The 17,589-nt window shown below is 35.8% G+C and carries 11 protein-coding genes, 1 tRNA gene and 3 rRNA genes; 4 read left to right on the top strand and 11 right to left on the bottom strand.

Annotated features, from left to right (window positions below):
* The first annotated feature begins 71 nt into the window (after positions 1 to 71).
* The 4 genes from rsmI to BCB68_RS03780 all read left to right on the top strand — a co-directional run bounded on the left by rsmI (position 72) and on the right by BCB68_RS03780 (position 4,011).
* Positions 72 to 767 (top strand): 16S rRNA (cytidine(1402)-2'-O)-methyltransferase, encoded by a 696-nt coding sequence (gene rsmI, locus BCB68_RS03795; RefSeq protein ID WP_094079602.1) that lies wholly within the window; start codon positions 72 to 74, stop codon positions 765 to 767.
* 137 nt (positions 768 to 904) lie between these two features.
* The gene (gene ylqF / locus BCB68_RS03790; protein ID WP_094079601.1) at positions 905 to 1,774 is read left to right on the top strand and encodes a ribosome biogenesis GTPase YlqF; all 870 of its coding nucleotides are present in this window, start codon (positions 905 to 907) and stop codon (positions 1,772 to 1,774) included.
* A 40-nt stretch (positions 1,775 to 1,814) separates the two neighbouring features.
* A complete protein-coding gene (locus tag BCB68_RS03785; RefSeq protein WP_094079600.1) occupies positions 1,815 to 3,077 on the top strand; it encodes a glycosyltransferase in 1,263 nt (420 codons plus the stop codon).
* Positions 2,971 to 4,011: a glycosyltransferase family 4 protein gene (locus BCB68_RS03780; protein WP_237048699.1), complete on the top strand. Its 1,041-nt coding sequence runs from the start codon at positions 2,971 to 2,973 to the stop codon at positions 4,009 to 4,011. The genes BCB68_RS03785 and BCB68_RS03780 overlap by 107 nt, the downstream gene beginning before the upstream one ends.
* A gap of 54 nt (positions 4,012 to 4,065) precedes the next feature.
* Here the strand turns inward: BCB68_RS03780 and BCB68_RS03775 are convergent, their stop codons facing one another.
* From BCB68_RS03775 to BCB68_RS03725, 11 genes are all read right to left on the bottom strand, one after another.
* Complete coding sequence (locus BCB68_RS03775; RefSeq protein ID WP_094079598.1) at positions 4,066 to 4,350, bottom strand: chorismate mutase; 285 nt, start codon at positions 4,348 to 4,350, stop codon at positions 4,066 to 4,068.
* A gap of 30 nt (positions 4,351 to 4,380) precedes the next feature.
* On the bottom strand, positions 4,381 to 5,616 hold the full coding sequence (locus BCB68_RS03770; protein ID WP_094079597.1) for an aminopeptidase: 1,236 nt from the start codon (positions 5,614 to 5,616) through the stop codon (positions 4,381 to 4,383).
* A gap of 29 nt (positions 5,617 to 5,645) precedes the next feature.
* On the bottom strand, positions 5,646 to 6,236 hold the full coding sequence (locus BCB68_RS03765) for a hypothetical protein (protein WP_094079596.1): 591 nt from the start codon (positions 6,234 to 6,236) through the stop codon (positions 5,646 to 5,648).
* A gap of 64 nt (positions 6,237 to 6,300) precedes the next feature.
* Positions 6,301 to 6,909, bottom strand: a complete 609-nt coding sequence (locus tag BCB68_RS03760) for a hypothetical protein (protein WP_094079595.1) — start codon at positions 6,907 to 6,909, stop codon at positions 6,301 to 6,303.
* Positions 6,910 to 6,954: 45 nt separating this feature from the next.
* Entirely contained in the window at positions 6,955 to 7,980 is a 1,026-nt protein-coding gene (gene galE / locus BCB68_RS03755; RefSeq protein ID WP_094079594.1) for a UDP-glucose 4-epimerase GalE, read from the bottom strand.
* A gap of 262 nt (positions 7,981 to 8,242) precedes the next feature.
* Positions 8,243 to 8,319 (bottom strand) — tRNA-Asn (locus BCB68_RS03750).
* Between the two features lie 14 nt (positions 8,320 to 8,333).
* Positions 8,334 to 8,446 (bottom strand): 5S ribosomal RNA (gene rrf, locus BCB68_RS03745).
* Between the two features lie 51 nt (positions 8,447 to 8,497).
* A 23S ribosomal RNA gene (locus BCB68_RS03740) occupies positions 8,498 to 11,400 on the bottom strand.
* A gap of 110 nt (positions 11,401 to 11,510) precedes the next feature.
* Positions 11,511 to 13,022 (bottom strand): 16S ribosomal RNA (locus BCB68_RS03735).
* Together the 16S, 23S and 5S rRNA genes with 1 tRNA gene alongside form the textbook arrangement of a ribosomal RNA operon.
* Before the next feature lie 302 nt (positions 13,023 to 13,324).
* Positions 13,325 to 17,017 carry an LptA/OstA family protein gene (locus BCB68_RS03730; RefSeq protein WP_094079593.1) on the bottom strand — a complete coding sequence of 1,231 codons (3,693 nt, stop codon included), beginning with the start codon at positions 17,015 to 17,017 and terminating at the stop codon, positions 13,325 to 13,327.
* Positions 17,018 to 17,092: 75 nt separating this feature from the next.
* The gene (locus tag BCB68_RS03725; protein WP_094079592.1) at positions 17,093 to 17,581 is read right to left on the bottom strand and encodes a MarR family winged helix-turn-helix transcriptional regulator; all 489 of its coding nucleotides are present in this window, start codon (positions 17,579 to 17,581) and stop codon (positions 17,093 to 17,095) included.
* Positions 17,582 to 17,589 lie beyond the last annotated feature (8 nt).

Raw genomic sequence — 17,589 nt, 5'->3', positions numbered from 1 at the left:
AAAAATTAAATATTAAAAAAAATAAATAAAATAAAAAAGAAAAAAAACAAGAAAAAAAGGAAGTAAAAATTATGTTTTATGTTGTTGGTACACCAATTGGAAATTTAGAAGATTTGACTTTTCGAGCTAAAAAAGTGTTAGAAGAAGTCGATTATATCTTTGCTGAAGATACGAGAGTTACAAAAAGACTGCTTTCACATTATGAAATAGAAAAAACGGTGTACCAATATCATGAACACAATAAGTTACACCAAATTCAAAATGTAATAAATTTATTAAAAGACAATAAAAATATTGCATTAGTTACTGATGCTGGAACTCCTTGCATTTCAGACCCTGGTTTTGAGTTAGTAAATGAAATTTTAAAAAATGACTTAAAAGTTGTGGGAATTCCAGGAGCTTCTTCAATTGTGACAGGAGCAAGTATTTCAGGCCTTGATATGAGAAGAATGGCTTATGAAGGATTTTTGCCGAAAAAAAAAGGGAGACAGACGCTTTTTAACAAATTAAAAGATGAAGAGCGGACAATTGTCATTTTAGAATCACCAAATAGGATTTTAAAGACATTAAAAGATGTTAGAGAATATTTAGGTGAAAGATATGTTGTCATAACAAGAGAACTTACAAAAATTTATGAAGAAATTACCAGAGGAAATGTTTCACAAATTATTGAAAAATTAGAAAAAAAGCCAATAAAAGGTGAAATCGTCTTGTTTATTCGAGCGATTAACGATGACGGAATTTATTTTAAAAATAAAGAGAAATAAAAATTAAATACAAATTTTAAAATTTTTTTACATTTTACTTTTTCATATATGCTCAAATCTGCTTTTGAGTATATAATAAAATTATTTATTTTGCTTTAAATAATTTTATTATATAAATTTAAAAATTGGAGAAAAAAATGAATATAAACTGGTATCCAGGACATATGAAAAAAACAAAAGATTTGATAGTTGAAAATCTTAAATTGGTTGATATCGTGATAGAAATTTTAGATGCTAGAATTCCTATTGCAAGTAAAAATCCTGATATTTCAAAACTTGCTAAAAATAAAGAAAAGATTATTATTTTAAACAAAGTCGATTTGATTGATGCAAAAGAATTAAAAAAGTGGGAAAACTATTTTATTTCTAATGACCTTTCAGAATATTTTGTAGCTTTGAGCTGCGAAAAAGGGACAAATTTTGGCGAACTGAGAAAAATTATTAATAAAATTTATGAAGCTAAACTTGAAAAGATGAAAAAAAAGGGACTTAGAAAAACTGTCGTTCGAGCGATGATAGTTGGAATTCCAAATGTCGGAAAATCACGATTTATAAATAAATTTGTAAATAAAAACAAAGCTCGTGTTGGAAATACTCCAGGTTTTACTCGTGGAAAACAATGGATAAGAATTGACGAAAAATTGGAACTTTTGGATACGCCAGGAGTTTTGTGGCCAAAATTTGAAGACGAAAATGTGGCTTACAATCTTGCAATTACTGGTTCAATTAAAGATAATGTGCTTCCAATAGAGCAAGTTACATTAAAATTTTTGGAAAAATTAAAAAAATTAAATAAAATTGAAAATTTGATAAAGTCATATAATTTGGAAAAATATTTTGAAAACAGTAATATTTATGAGCTGGATAATCACAAGATTTTAAGTATTCTTGAAACTAGGCTTGGAATTTCAAAAGCTGATGAGCACGATTACAGCATTGTTTCTAAGCGACTTTTAAAGGATTATCGAATGGGAAAAATTGGAAAATTTTTCTTGGAAGAATTTTAAATTTTTATTTAAAAAATAAAAAATAAAAGGAGTAAAGTTTATGAGAGTAGGTATATTTACTGACACATACAAACCGCAAGTGAACGGAGTTGTAAGTTCGATTACAACGTTAGAAAAAGAACTTAGAAAAAAAGGACATAAAGTTTACATCATAACGACAACTGATCCTGATGCAAAAGCGATTGAACCCAATGTTTTAAGAATCCCAAGCATAGAGTTTAAACCTGCGCCACAATATAGATTAGGACTTGTCTATTCCGCAAAGATTATAAAAAAAATAAGCAAATTGGATCTTGATGTAATTCATTGCCAAACAGAATGGGGAGTTGGAACATTTGCAAGATTTGTTGCAACAAAACTTGAAATTCCATTAATTCACACTTATCACACCTTGTATGAATATTACGGACATTACATTTTTGGAAATCACTTAAAAAATCAACGAAAGAAAGTGGCAGCTGCGATAAGTAAATTTTACTGTGAAAGATGTAACGAATTAATTGTTCCAACAAGAAAAGTAGCTGTCATATTAAAATCTTATGGAATAAAAAAAGAGCCAAATATAATTCCAACTGGAATTTATGTCGATAAATTTTATCGTGAAAATTACACCGATGAAGACAGAGAATTTATAAGAGAAAGTTTTGGAGTCGAAAAAGACGACTTTTTGTGTGTCTATGTCGGAAGAGTGGCGCAGGAAAAAAGTATTGATGTGCTAATTGACATGTTTTCTAAAATTAGTGATCCAAAATGTAAATTTATGATTGTTGGAAAAAGCTATGGAGATACAGGCGATAAATTAAAAGAACAGGCCAAAAAACTTGGAATCTCAGACAGGGTTATCTTCGTGGGAGAAGTTCCGCATGAAAAAGTTGCAATTTATTACCAAATTGGAGAAGTCTTTTTAAATGCGAGTGTTTCAGAAACGCAGGGACTTACATTTGTCGAAGCTATGGTTGCAAAAGTTCCAGTTAATGCAAGATATGATTTAAATTTGGAAGATTTGCTTGTAGAAACTGAAGCTGGACTAGTTTACAGAAATGAAGAGGAATTTATTGAAAATATAAAAAAATTAAAAGAGGACATTGAGTTTAGAAAAAAAATGATTAAAAATGCTTTTACAGTTTCTATGGATTACACAGCCGAAAATTTTGGAAACCGTGTGGAAGCGCTTTATAAAAAAACGATAGAGGAGTATGATAGTAGTGAAAGTTTTACTTTATTCAGAGGGGAAAAATTCATTCAGCAAATCAGGCGTTGGGCAAGCCCTAAATCATCAGATAGAAGCCCTTGGAGAAAATGATGTCGAAGTTACATTAAATAAAGAGGACAGCTATGATTTAGTTCACATAAATACAATTGGAATAAAGTCTTATGAGATGTTAAAAGAAGCAAAAAAATTAAAGAAGCCTGTTATTTTTCATACACATACAACTTATGAAGATTTTCGCGGAAGCATAAAAGGAAGTTATTTTCTGTCTCCAATAATAAAGTTTTGGGCAAAAAAATTATACAATGCTGCCGATTACTTAATTTCTCCATCAGAATATACCAAAAATTTGATAAAGTCTAAATATTTAGAAGAAGACAAAGAAATAAGAGTTATTTCAAATGGTGTAAATACAAAAAAATTTAAAAAAAGTGAAGAATTAAAGAAAAAATTTTTAGACGAATATAAAAATATTTACGACATAAAAAAACCGCTTATAATCACAGCAGGTCTACCTTTTGAGCGAAAAGGAATAAGAGATTTTGTAAAAATCGTAAATAAATGCAGCAATTATCAGTTTTTGTGGTTTGGCTCGTCAAGCGTAAAATCAATGCTTCCAAAGAGAATTCAAGATATAATTGAAAATCCGCCCAAAAATTTAATTTTTCCAGGATATGTAGAAAAAGATATTTTAATTGGTGCTTTTAGTGCAGCAAAAGTATTTTTATTCACAACTTATGAAGAAAATGAAGGAATTGTCGTACTTGAAACTTTTTCAGCAGAACTTCCATTAGTTGTAAGGGACATCCCCGTTTACAACGATTGGATTGAAGACGGCAAGAGCTGTTTTAAAGCTAAAGATAACGAAGAATTTTGTCAAAAAATAAAAAATATTGTGGAAAATAAAGTTGAAAATTTGGATGATATTGTAAAAAATGCATATAATATAGCTTGTGAAAGAGATTTAAAAATTATTGGAGCTAAATATAAGAAATATTATGAAGATATTTTAAATAATTTTAGATAAAAATTTATAAAAAAAAAGAAACTCTTAAATTTAAAGCAGTTTCTTTTTTATTGACTATTTATTTTTTTCAAAAGTTTTCATTTCTTCACCAACGAAATAATTTATCATATCTCTGTAAATCAATTCCACAACATCTGGACTACAATCATAAACTTTGGCTTTCTCCCTGACCTTTTTTATTATTTTTTCAACTCTGTCAGCCGCTTTTACATCTGTTTTTGACTTTTTAAAATAAGCAGCCTGTTTTACATAATCTGAACGCTGTGCAATTAATTTTATAATTTTATCGTCTATATTATCAATATTTTCTCTCACTTCTTCTAAACTGTCACATTTCATAACATTATCTCCAAAATTTTAAAATTAAATTTAAAACGCCCAATTTCCATTTCTAAATACTGGCTCTTTTGTCCCATCTTCCAAAATTCCATCAATATCCATTTCAGCATCACCAATCATAAAATCAACATGCGAAATTGACTGATTAATATGAGCTTCTTCCAGCTCCTCTTCACTCATATTAATTCCATTTTTAACATTTGTCGGATAAGCTGCTCCAAGTGCCAGATGATTTGCCGCATTTTCGTCAAACAATGTCTGATAATACAGTAATCCTGAATTTGAAATTGGAGAATCATTGGGAACTAGTGCCACTTCTCCTATTCTTTTGGAACCTTCATCTGTTTCAAGCAATTGTTTTAAAATTTCATACCCTTCTTCCGCTTCAAAATCCACAACTTTTCCATCTTTAAAGGTCAATTTGAAATTGTCAATTATATTTCCTCTGTAAGAAAGTGGTTTTTTATTTGAAACATAGCCATCCACACGATATTTATCCCCTGCCGTAAACACTTCTTCAGTCGGCATATTTGGCAAAAATTCTGTGCCTTTTGTATTTTTACTACCAGCTGCCACCCAAATATGATTTTTAGGAAGTCCAACTGTCAAATCAGTCCCTTTTGAAGTATAGTGAAGTGCCACAAAATTTTTGCTATTCAAAAATTCAGCTTTTTCATTCAAATTATTTCTATGTTCTTCCCAAGCCTTAACTGGATCATCTTTATCAACTCTTACGGTTTTCAATATTGCATCAAGCAATTTTTCCTGTGCAACATCAGTATTTGTTTCGTTTGGGAACACAAGTTTTGCCCAATCTGCTGAAGGATAACTTGCAATCGTCCATGAATTTACATCTGTCATAATACATGTTCTGTAATGTTTGTAGGCTTCCCCCGCATTTTTTGCCAATGCTCCTAATTTTTCTGGATCAATTCCTGCAAATAAATTTGGAGAACTGCTTAAAATGTGGATAAACACTACATTATTATCAAGATAATCATTTCTCTCGTCAATTGCCCATTGAGGAATATGAGAATAATCTTCTTTCGACTGATATTCAGCATGAAGTCTCGACAATTTATCATCTGTCAATTTAACATGAACATCACTCGCTCCCTCTTTATAAGCCAATTCCGTAACTTTATAAACCAATGGCAACGCATCAGTCGTACAGTTTACCCAAACTTTCTGACCTTTTTGCACATTTGCTCCAATTTTTACAATTACTTCTGCATATTTATTTAATTTTTCTTCAAAGTCGTTCATTTTTATTTGTTCCTTTCAAATTAAAATTTTTAATCTTTATAATTAGGTTGATATCCAAATTCTAATGAAACTACACTATCTGAAAATTTATCATTATATCTTTTAGTAGAACTAGAATATTGCCTTTTAAGTCTTGGTGTTACAATACCATTTATTCCAAATGAAAATCTGTTTTTTTGAACTCCGATACCAATGGCTCCATATCCATTTAATGGCATAGCTTTTATTTTCCCACTACCACCATTTTTATCAGTCCATTTTACATTTCCATTTGCAACTGAAAAACCAAATGAGAATTTAGTATAGATTCCATTATCTGTTCCTGTTCCTATCATAAGATAAATTGGAATTGAAATTAAACTTCCTGAATTGCTGTTTATATCTTTCCCTTTAACTTTTAGAGAATTGTACATCAACCCCATTCCAACATCATCATCAACTCCACCTTTTCCTTCAAGCGAGATTTTAATTCCGCTTCCTGTAACACCTTTGACAGGAGCATTTTTGTCATTATTGTTTTTTTGCTTACCATAAATAGGACTTACAATAATTTCATTTCTTTCTCCATATGCCATTGCAAACGGTGTTAATAACATAAACATTAAAAATAATTTTTTCATTTTAAATTCTCTTTATTGTATAAATATTTAATTTTTGAAAACTCCTAATTTTATAATTTTTTTATTATTCGTATTTAAGAGCATATCCAAAATCTAACGATATTGCAGCACCGCTTAACATAATGTTATCTCTATAATGTTTAGTAGGGCTGGAATAAGTTCTTTTTGCTTTTGTCGATGTGCTGGCACTTACTCCAATTGAAAATCTGTCTTTTCTGATACCAACACCAAAAGCAGCATATCCAGTTAGCGGTCTAGCCTTTATTTTTCCAGAACCTCCATTATTGTCAGTCCATTTTACACTTCCGTTTCTAACTGCAAAACCAGCTGAAAGTTTTGTGTATATTCCATTATCTGTTCCTGTTCCAAATATCAAATAAAGTGGGATTGAAACTAAATTTCCAGAATCGCTCTTTATGCCATTTCCTTTAACTTTCAAAGAATTATATGAAACTCCCACTCCTGCCCCTATTACGGCATTACTTCCATCACCAAATGAAGATATGGTTTCTGTCAAAATCTTGACTCCACTTCCAAGTGCATATTTTCCAACTTTGGAACCATTTTCCTTCTTTTGATTGACATAAGTTGGACTGACAATAATTTCATTTCTTTCTCCATATGCTATTGTAACTGGTGCTAATAACATAAATGCTAAAAATAATTTTTTCATAAAAAATCCTCCTAAAAAATTTTTATTTATGTTTTATAATGATTATTAATCTTTAAATCCATTTGGATTTTTCTTTTGCCAATTCCAAGAATCACGGCACATATCTTCAATTGTATATTTTGCTTCCCAATTCAATAATTTTTTAGCTTTTGAAGCATCTGCATAACAAACCGCAATATCTCCAGCTCTTCTGCCATCAATTACATAAGGAATTTCTTTTCCAACAGCTTTTTCAAAATTACTTAAAATTTCAAGAACGCTATAACCTTTTTCGCTTCCTAAATTTATCGCATCAAAACCAAGATTTTCATTATTAAATAAATAATTTAATGCTGCTGAATGTCCTGCCGCCAAATCATTTACATGAATAAAATCTCTTATACAAGTTCCGTCTGGAGTGTCATAATCATTTCCAAAAATATGTAATTTTTCTAATTTTCCAACTGCAACTTGAGTTATATAAGGTGAAAGATTGTTTGGAATTCCGTTTGGATCTTCTCCAATTCTTCCGCTTTCATGAGCACCTAATGGATTGAAATATCTAAGAGCAATTATATTCCAAGTATTGTCAGATTTTGCCAAATCCATTAAAATATGTTCGATTATTACTTTTGTACGCCCATAAGGATTTGTAACTTCTCCCATTGGATCAGTTTCCACAAAAGGTACTTTTTCAGAAACACCGTAAACAGTAGCTGACGAACTAAATACGATATTTTTTACATTAAATTCTTTCATTACTTCAAGTAAAGTAATCATTCCAAATAAATTGTTATCATAATACATTAGTGGTTTTTCTACAGATTCACCCACTGCCTTAAATCCTGCAAAATTAATAACAGCGTCAATTTTATTTTCTCTAAAAATTTTTCTCAAACCTTCTTTATTCTTTATATCCATTTCATAAAAATTTATTTTTTCTCCAGAAAGTTCTTCTAAAATTGTAATAACTTTTTTACTAGAATTACTAAAATCATCCACTATAATAGGATTAAATCCTTTTTTAATCAAATCTAACACAGTGTGTGAACCGATATATCCTGCTCCACCAGGAACTAAAATAGTTTTCATATCTTCCCTTCTTTCTTAAAAATAAATATCGCAAATCAAACTACAATATTTTTTTCATATTTAATATCTTATATTTTAATTATTTTAAAAATCTACTAAAACATTTTTTTACTAATAAATAATTTTCTAACTCTTTAATTTTATCATGTTTAATATTATCATAACTAAAATTTTTTTTCAAGCAAATAAAATTAAAAACAAATAGAATTCAGTAAAAAGAAATGAGAAAAATGTAGAATTGGTATTTTTTAAGACAAAAAAATGGCGTCCCCGGCTGGGCTCGAACCAGCGGCCCTCTGATTAACAGTCAGATGCTCTAACCAGCTGAGCTACGGAGACGCAGAAAAAGAAAAGTTTGGCGACTGCCTATTTTCCCTGGCGCATGCCAAGTATCGTAGGCGCAAGCAGACTTAACTGCCGGGTTCGGGATGTCACCGGGTGTATCCCTGCCGCAATGGTCACCAAACAAGAATGGATGTAAAGGGCAATGGGAAATAAATAGCAGGCAAGCAAAAGATTAAAAAAGCCCAAGTAATATTAGTACTGGTCAACTGAACGCATTGCTGCGCTTACATCCCCAGCCTATCGACCACATGTTCTCTGTGGATACTGCGAGCACTCATCTCAAAGCCGGCTTCTCGCTTAGATGCTTTCAGCGATTATCCTGGCCAGACGTGACTACTCAGCCGTGCCACTGGCGTGACAGCTGATACATCAGAGGTCTGTCCAACCCGGTCCTCTCGTACTAAGGTCAGATCTTTTCAGTGCTCAAGCGCCTGCAGTGGATAGGGACCGAACTGTCTCACGACGTTCTGAACCCAGCTCGCGTGCCTCTTTAATGGGCGAACAGCCCAACCCTTGGGACCTTCTCCAGCCCCAGGATGAGACGAGCCGACATCGAGGTGCCAAACACTTCCGTCGATATGGACTCTTGGGAAGTATCAGCCTGTTATCCCCGGGGTAGCTTTTATCCGTTGAGCGACGGCCCTTCCATGAGGGACCGCCGGATCACTAACTCCTACTTTCGTACCTGCTCGACCCGTCGGTCTTGCAGTCAAGCTCCCTTATGCGTTTGCACTCGAAGGCTGATTTCCATCCAGCCCGAGGGAACCTTTGAACGCCTCCGTTACTCTTTTGGAGGCGACCGCCCCAGTCAAACTGCCCGCCTAGCACTGTCTCCGCGAGCGGATTAGAATTCCGGCAGCATATGGTTGGTATTCCAACAGCGACTCGGAAGAGGCTGGCGCCTCAACTTCGCAGTCTCCCAACTATCCTATACACACATTGCCAGAACCCAATGCCAGGCTGCAGTGAAGCTCCACGGGGTCTTTCCGTCCTACTGCAGGTAGCCGGTATCTTCACCGGCATTACAACTTCACCAGGTCTCCAGCCAAGACAGCTCTCAAATCATTTCACCATTCGTGCAGGTCGGAACTTACCCGACAAGGAATTTCGCTACCTTAGGACCGTTATAGTTACGGCCGCCGTTCACCGGGGCTTCAAATCGGAGCTCTCACTCCTCCTCTTAACCTTCCGGCACTGGGCAGGTGTCAGCCCATATACGTCGCCTTCCAGCTTAGCATAGACCTGTGTTTTTGGTAAACAGTTGCTTGAGACTCTTCACTGCGGCCTGTTTCCCCTTGAGGCGCTTCTCCCCTCAGGTATGTCAGGCACCCCTTCTCCCGAAGTTACGGGGCTATTTTGCAGAGTTCCTTAGCTAGAGTTATCCTGTCGGCCTTAAGTTTCTCACTCTGTCCACCTGTGTCGGTTTAGGGTACGGGCGCTGTCCAGTCTCGCTAGAAGTTTTTCTTGGCAGTGTAGGATCTGTGACTTGTGCAGGAGCACTTGCCCATAGGGTCTCACCTTTAGGCACGCGGATTTTCCTGCGTGCCCAGGCTACGCCTTTAGAAAGGCTATTCCGTCAGCCTTCTCACATACCTTGCTGCGTCACTCCGTCACTCAGGCGACTGACAGCGGTACAGGAATATTAACCTGTTTCCCATTCGCAATCACATCTCTGCTTACGCTTAGGTCCCGACTTCCCCGGGGCGGACAAACCTTCCCCCGGAAACCTTGGACTTCCGGCCGGAGGGATTCTCGCCCTCCTTCTCGCTACTCATTCCTGCATTCTCGCTTCTGATGTCTCCAGCAGGCCTTCCGGCCAGCCTTCGCAGACCTACAGAACGCTCTCCTACCAAGCGGCATGGCCGCTTCCACAGCTTCGGTTTATGTCTTCAGCCCCGTTACATCTTCGGCGCAGATACTCTCGACCAGTGAGCTATTACGCACTCTTTCAAGGCATGGCTGCTTCTAAGCCAACCTCCTGGTTGTCTGTGAATATCCACCTCCTTTCCCACTTAGACATAATTTGGGACCTTAGCTGGTGGTCTGGGCTGTTCCCCTCTCGTCCACGGACCTTGTCATCCACGGACTCACTCCGAATCAGTAATAAATGGTATTCGCAGTTTGCTTGATTTCGGTAAGCAGTACGCCCCCTAGATCATACAGTGCTCTACCCCCAGTTATCTAAGATTCAGGCTGCACCTAAATGCATTTCGGAGAGAACGGGCTATTTCCTAGTTCGATTGGCTTTTCACCCCTAGACCTATCTCATCTCCCAACTTTTCAACGGCGGTGAGTTCGGCCCTCCACTGAGTCTTACCTCAGCTTCAGCCTGGACAGGCCTAGATCACTAGGTTTCGCGTCTATGACCAGCGACTTAGCCGCCCTGTTAAGACTCGGTTTCCCTTCGGCTTCATTAATTAGCCTTGCCACTGATCATAACTCGCAGGATGATTAACCAAAATCCACGCAGTCACCCCGAAGGGCTCCTACCGTTTGTAAGCACACGGTTTCAAATTCTATTTCACTCCCTTGCACAGGGTTCTTTTCACCTTTCCCTCACGGTACTCTTCACTATCGGTCAATAACAGTATTTAGCCTTGCGTGATATGGTCCACGCTGATTCACGCCAAGTTCCTCGTGCTTGACGCTACTCGGGAGTTTCAAGTCATGGCTCAGCATTTACGTGTACAGGACTGTCACCTTCTACGGTTCAGCTTTCCAGCTGATTCTACTTGCTGCCAGGCCACTTAGACATTATGGCGTCAGTCGTATGAAATCCCACAACCCCGCGCCGGCAACGCTGCCAGCTTGGCACCGGCACGGTTTAGGCTTCTCCCCGTTCGCTCGCCGCTACTCAGGGAATCGTTTTTACTTTCTTTTCCTCCTGCTACTTAGATGTTTCAGTTCGCAGGCTTACCACTCTCGTGCATACTCTTCAAGCATGCGGGTTGCCCCATTCGGAGATTCAGGCGTCATTGATTATGTGCATCTCGGCCTGACTTATCGCAGCTTATCGCGTCCTTCTTCGGCTGTTATTGCCCAGGCATCCTCCGTGTGCTCTTAATTAGCTTTTTTTATCAAACAGAATAATCTATTTTGTTGTAATCTTTTACCTACTATTCATTTCCCATTGTCCTTAAAAGGAAAAACTTCAAAGAAGAAGTGCAGGAAAACATGCTCCTTAGAAAGGAGGTGATCCATCCGCACCTTCCGGTACGGATACCTTGTTACGACTTCACCCCAATCACTGTCCACACCTTAGATGCCTTCTTCCGAAAGGTTAGACCGGCAGCTTCAGGTGCAGACAACTCTCGTGGTGTGACGGGCGGTGTGTACAAGACCCGAGAACGTATTCACCGCGGCATTGCTGATCCGCGATTACTAGCGATTCCAACTTCATGAAGCCGAGTTGCAGGCTTCAATCCGAACTTGGACTGGCTTTAGAGGTTGGCTTGGCATTGCTGCGTCGCATCTCTCTGTACCAGCCATTGTAGCACGTGTGTAGCCCAGATCATAAGGGGCATGATGACTTGACGTCATCCCCACCTTCCTCCTGCTCTTCGCAGGCAGTCTCGCTAGAGTCCCCAACCTGATGATGGCAACTAGCGATAGGGGTTGCGCTCGTTGCGGGACTTAACCCAACATCTCACGACACGAGCTGTCGACAGCCATGCACCACCTGTCACTCGGCTCCCGAGGGCACAGCGGCGTCTCCGCCGCCTTCCGAGGATGTCAAGATCTGGTAAGGTTCCTCGCGTTGCGTCGAATTAAACCACATGCTCCACCGCTTGTGCGGGTCCCCGTCAATTCCTTTGAGTTTCAGCCTTGCGGCCGTACTCCCCAGGCGGATTACTTATCGCATTAGCTTCGGCACGGACACTCTTCATGCCCACACCCAGTAATCATCGTTTACAGCTAGGACTACCAGGGTATCTAATCCTGTTCGCTCCCCTAGCTTTCGCACTTCAGCGTCAGTTGCCGTCCAGTGAACTATCTTCATCATCGGCATTCCTGCACATATCTACGAATTTCACCTCTACTCGTGCAGTTCCGTCCACCTCTCCAGCACTCAAGCCGGGTAGTTTCCAAGGCAGGCTGCTGGTTGAGCCAGCAGTTTTCACCCCGGACTTACCCGGCCGCCTAGATGCCCTTTATGCCCAATAATTCCGGATAACGCTCGCGACATACGTATTACCGCGGCTGCTGGCACGTATTTAGCCGTCGCTTCTTCTGCAGGTACAGTCACTTCCTTCCTCCCTGCTGAAAGCACTTTACGATCCGAAAACCTTCTTCGTGCACACAGAATTGCTGGATCAGGGTTGCCCCCATTGTCCAATATTCCCCACTGCTGCCTCCCGTAGGAGTAAGGGCCGTATCTCAGTCCCCTTGTGGCCGTCCACCCTCTCAGGCCGGCTACCTATCATCGCCTTGGTAAGCCGTCACCTTACCAACCAGCTAATAGGACGCAAAGCTCTCGGACGGCATCCCTTTTCATGGGCCAGCCATGCGGCCAGCCCACAGTATCCGGTCTTGCCAGCCGTTTCCAGCTGTTATCCCGGTCCATCCGGCAAGTTCTTTACGCGTTACTCACCCGTCCGCCATGGTTGCCACGGCGCAAGCGCCGCTTCCCCATCGACTTGCATGTGTTAAGCATTCTGTCAGCGTTCATCCTGAGCCAGGATCAAACTCTTCATTCAACATTATATTTCACCTTATTGTTCCTTGACGAGGCCTATTGCTAAGCCTTGACTTCTATTTTCTTATCTATCACTCTGCTTTTTCTTCTTCTCTTTCCATTGTCCTTCCGCCGACCTTTTCCCAATCGACGGAATATATTATATCAAAAAAAATTTCCGTTGTCAACTCTTTTTTTTGAAAAAATTTTATTTTTTTTTCAATAAATATATTTTTTTCGTTTTTGAGGCAATAAATAAAAATTTTTTTATGTTAATTTTCTAAAAAAAAAGAACTATTTTTATAAAATAATCCTTTTTCTTTTTTATAATCCTGCCCCAAATTCTACACCTTTTCCAGAATAATTGAATTGAATATTTTTTTCTGGGAACGGTGTTATTCCAAATTTTAATGAAACAACTGGATAATAACCTAATTTTTTATTATCTGGCTTATCCCACTTCATTCCTGCACCTATTTCCCATTCAACATTTTCAAAACTATGGCTCAACGTTGCCATTCCAAGCGTAATTTTGTTTACTTTCTTGGCATACCAAGAACTTTCGTATATTTCTGGATCTGAAGCTTTTGGCGCTCCATTTTGAACATACTGTAGTTTTCCACCGATCCACCACGGTTTATCTGGATCTTTTGAAAACATGTATTTTGATTCAAATTCATGTCTTCTAAAATCGAAAGTGCTGTTACGAGAAAGATCATTTCTATAAATTCTATCAGGTCTTTCCATTACAAATGCGTATCTGACAAAAAATTTGTCTAAATATCCAGTTTCAACTTTAAAACTTAAATCGTTTATTTTGTCAAGTCCTTTCATTCCGCTTGGATTTGCTGCGTCAGAACCATCTATTTGCATATCCATACCTATTTGAAAATATTTTTTTTGACTTCTTAAACTTTGTAATTTTTTATTAAAATCGTTTAAGCTGAATTTATTTTGACGATAATTTTCTTCTTCAACATAACTTTTATATGCCTCTTCTTCTTCGCTGCTTAAAAATAACCTGTTATCATCTTTTACTACAATTTTATCAACTATATTTTTGCTTGTGTCTTCAATAGAAAAATTTTGTGTATTTGAATTTTTTACAGTATTTGAATTTTGGATTTCAGTTTCTAATTCTTTTGTGTCAAGACTTCCCAAATCTATTTTTTCAGCTTCTTCTTTTTCAGCTTCCACATCCGCTAAATATCTTGGTTTTGCATCATTTTCATATCTATATAAAAAACCAATTGTCGTATAATCATTTCCACGAATATATTTATCATCAGAAACATTTATAGGCGTATTTTTTAAATCTCTATAAGTTTTTTTCCCAAATCCGAAATTTACTCTAAAATAATGATCCGATTCAAATTTCTTATCTTTCATTTTTTTTGTATCATATACAAATCCCAATCTGTGATAATTTGTTTTTAATTTTAGTGCAGGAAAGCCAAATGTCGCTGTATTTCCAAAAATATCATTTGCTTTTGATACTAAGTTTGAATATTCAAATCCCCATTCGTTAAAATTTATTCCAAAAGTTCTGTCTTTTAACGATTCCTTGTATATTTTCTGATTCCATCCAAGACTCGTATTTAATGGAAACAACTTTTTATTCTTTTCTGAAAATTTATATAAGAAATTATCTCCATTGTTTGACAAAAATCCATATTGAAATTCTCTGTTAAAATCTCTTTGAGATCTAAAATGTTTAAATTCATATTCATCGTTACTTTGTAAATCAAAACTTATAAATCTCTTTCCAGCTATATCCGCTTTAAAATAATTTCTTACATATCTATTTTTTAACCAGTTATCCCGAAAATGTCTATCATTTCTTAAATTTAAATTGTAATTGAATGTGACATTTCCAATCTGATAAATAAAACTATTACCAAATCCTGTAGCATTTGTTGGAATTTCTACAATGTCGTATTCTCCATACATTGCACTGTCAGCATCTGTTCTTTGAACAGTAAATGTTGCATCATTTGTCACTTTTACATCGTATTTGTTGTTTTTTTTGTATGTGTTGTCAAAAAGTGTCGTAAATAATCTTGTGTCCATTGTAAAAATATTCATTGAAGGTTTTTGCCTTATCGTATTTCCACTTGCATTAGTTGCAACTTCGTATCCAGTTGTGGAGTTTAAATCTTCCACTTTTCTCCCATTTTTAAACTTGGGAACTGCCACACTGTTGTAGTCACGATTTTCAAATCCCATATTAAATCCAACAAATGAATCTTTTATTGGCAAGTCAATTCTATCATTTCCAACATTAAATTTTTGACTTCTATATTTTTCATAAATAATTTTTTTGGCTCTTCTAATTGTTTCGTTATCTTCGTAAACTTTATAAATTCTACTTTCGTCACTTGTTGAACTATTTAAAAATAGACTGTTATAATTTTCATTATCCCTTGTATAATCGTATTCATATTCTTTTTTTTGCACATCAACTTGTTTAACTTGCGCACCAAAATATAAATTATTTGAAAAATTTTGATAACTAGTTCTTGGCTCGTATCCAAAAAATTCATATTTTTTAAAAGGATAATAATTTCCAAAAGTCAATCCCCATTCTTCTCTTTTATCATAAGCCTTCTTTTGAACCCAGTGAATAGTCTTATCGTCCCCACGGTCTCTCATTCCAAGTAATTCGCCATATTCATCGTTATCTGAATTAAGATAATCTAACTTTATTTTAGGTCCTTTTAAATTAATCCCATAGTTTCTTTTTTTTCTGTAGGAATTTAAATCTCCAACATAACCTGGATTTATGTCTCTAAAGTCCTCATTGTCAACTGTAATTTCCACATCTTTATTTCCATTTGTATATTTTATGCTTTTATACAAATCGACATCTGTTCTTCTTGGATCAAGACTGTTGTCTTTCATAATTTTATCATTTATGTCAGTTAGAGCTTTTAGCGCCTTTTTATCCTGAGTCCAGTAATATTTTATATTTAATTCCCCATTCTGCCCCAATTCTTGATTTATATTCGCATCCCAGAATCCAATATGCTTATACTTGTCAACAAACGCTGTGTAATCATCTTTTAACTTTGAACCGTCAACCGCATACATCAAATTTGGCGTAATATTTTGATAGTTGATGTTCCAGATTCCATATCCTGCATCATAGAATTTCCTATCTTCTTTTGCCTTTTTAGGAGCATTTCTAACTCTGTGATTTACACGAAAATCCCACTCTTTTTTATGATTTCCAATTGGAACAACAAATCTGTTTATAAAAATATTTCCTGAATTATTTCCCCAAAATGAATAGTCATTGGAAAATTTTAGCGCCAGTTTTTGCTTTGTACTTAACTCAAAATCAACAAATCCCTGTGCAAGCGGTCCTAAATCGTAGTCAAAACCCATTATTCCAAAAAATCCCCTGTCACTATCCATTCCAACATATGGAAAAAGCGTCGCTCTCTGGCTTGCTGGTTTCAGTGAAGTTACATAATATGGTAATTTTAACCAAGTTTTTCCACCAGCAACAACTTTTATATCCCTTGCAATAGCTTTCCTATTTGGATAAATTTCAAGCTCATTAGCTTCAATTTTATAATTTGGCTTTTCATAAGGACTCGTCGTAAACCATCCGTTTTTCACTGTTATTTTTTTATTTCCCTCACTCAAAGTTTCCTCGCCACCATATCTAAGTTTCATATTGGTGTCATAACTTTCAGAATTATAAATTTTAGCTAACTTTGTATCCATATCAAAAATGAGATTATCGGCCTTGACTTTTTGTGAACCTTGATTAAATTCCACATCCCCCGAACCTGTGATTATATTTTTATTCGGAAGTTTTTTTATGTTATCCGCTTTTATTTTTATATCTTTATATTTAACAGTAACATTTCCTTGTGTATTTATTTCTTCGGTGTCTAAATTTATTCTCGAGCTCTCTGTTTCTAATTCTATCATTTCTGCACGTAAATTTTCAAAAAATATAATATAAAATAGAAAAACAAACAGCACTTTATATTTTAGTCTTCTCATAATTTTTTCAACCTTTTTAAAGTTTTTATTTTTTATAAATTTTCTGTATTTTTTAAGTTATTATATCACATTTTTTTAAATAATCCAAAAGTCAAATTCTTCAGAAACTTTATCATATTTTTTATCTTTTCCCAAAATTTCCACAAACTCTTTAAAAGATTTTTTTGTTCGCTCCAAATAAGTTTTATCTCCTACTAGTTCTTCAATTTTTTCAGTAATTCCATGCCAAGCTTCATAAATTTCATCAATTTCATTTAACCCTTTTTCAGTTATTTTTGTAAAAGAGTTTTTCCCCATCTTTTCTCTCACAACATACCCTTTTGATACTAATTTATCCACAAATCTTGTAACTGTTGACGGAGCTATTGCAAGAGAAGATGAAATCTGGTTTACCGAAAGTCCATTTTTCTCTTCTTTTAATAGCATCATTAAAAAAGCGTGAGTTGGACAAATGTCTATTTTTTCAAACGCTTCTTCTGCAATCCTATTTATCATTCTAAACATCTTTGAAATTGTAAAATATAAACACTCACTTATTTCTTTTTCAGTTTTATTGCAGCTCATCTTATCAC

It is taken from the genome of Leptotrichia sp. oral taxon 498, assembly GCF_002240055.1.
In the GTDB taxonomy this organism is placed as follows: Bacteria; Fusobacteriota; Fusobacteriia; order Fusobacteriales; family Leptotrichiaceae; genus Leptotrichia; species Leptotrichia rugosa.
This window is presented reverse-complemented; position numbering and strand designations above follow the sequence as displayed.

What these genes read in the sequence shown, in the direction of transcription:
- rsmI (WP_094079602.1), top strand. Translation starts at nt 72, where the DNA reads ATGTTTTATGTTGTTGGTACACCAATTGGAAATTTAGAAGATTTGACT.
- ylqF (WP_094079601.1), top strand. Translation starts at nt 905, where the DNA reads ATGAATATAAACTGGTATCCAGGACATATGAAAAAAACAAAAGATTTG.
- BCB68_RS03785 (WP_094079600.1), top strand. Translation starts at nt 1,815, where the DNA reads ATGAGAGTAGGTATATTTACTGACACATACAAACCGCAAGTGAACGGA.
- BCB68_RS03780 (WP_237048699.1), top strand. Translation starts at nt 2,971, where the DNA reads ATGATAGTAGTGAAAGTTTTACTTTATTCAGAGGGGAAAAATTCATTC.
- BCB68_RS03775 (WP_094079598.1), bottom strand. Translation starts at nt 4,350, where the DNA reads ATGAAATGTGACAGTTTAGAAGAAGTGAGAGAAAATATTGATAATATA.
- BCB68_RS03770 (WP_094079597.1), bottom strand. Translation starts at nt 5,616, where the DNA reads ATGAACGACTTTGAAGAAAAATTAAATAAATATGCAGAAGTAATTGTA.
- BCB68_RS03765 (WP_094079596.1), bottom strand. Translation starts at nt 6,236, where the DNA reads ATGAAAAAATTATTTTTAATGTTTATGTTATTAACACCGTTTGCAATG.
- BCB68_RS03760 (WP_094079595.1), bottom strand. Translation starts at nt 6,909, where the DNA reads ATGAAAAAATTATTTTTAGCATTTATGTTATTAGCACCAGTTACAATA.
- galE (WP_094079594.1), bottom strand. Translation starts at nt 7,980, where the DNA reads ATGAAAACTATTTTAGTTCCTGGTGGAGCAGGATATATCGGTTCACAC.
- BCB68_RS03730 (WP_094079593.1), bottom strand. Translation starts at nt 17,017, where the DNA reads ATGAGAAGACTAAAATATAAAGTGCTGTTTGTTTTTCTATTTTATATT.
- BCB68_RS03725 (WP_094079592.1), bottom strand. Translation starts at nt 17,581, where the DNA reads ATGAGCTGCAATAAAACTGAAAAAGAAATAAGTGAGTGTTTATATTTT.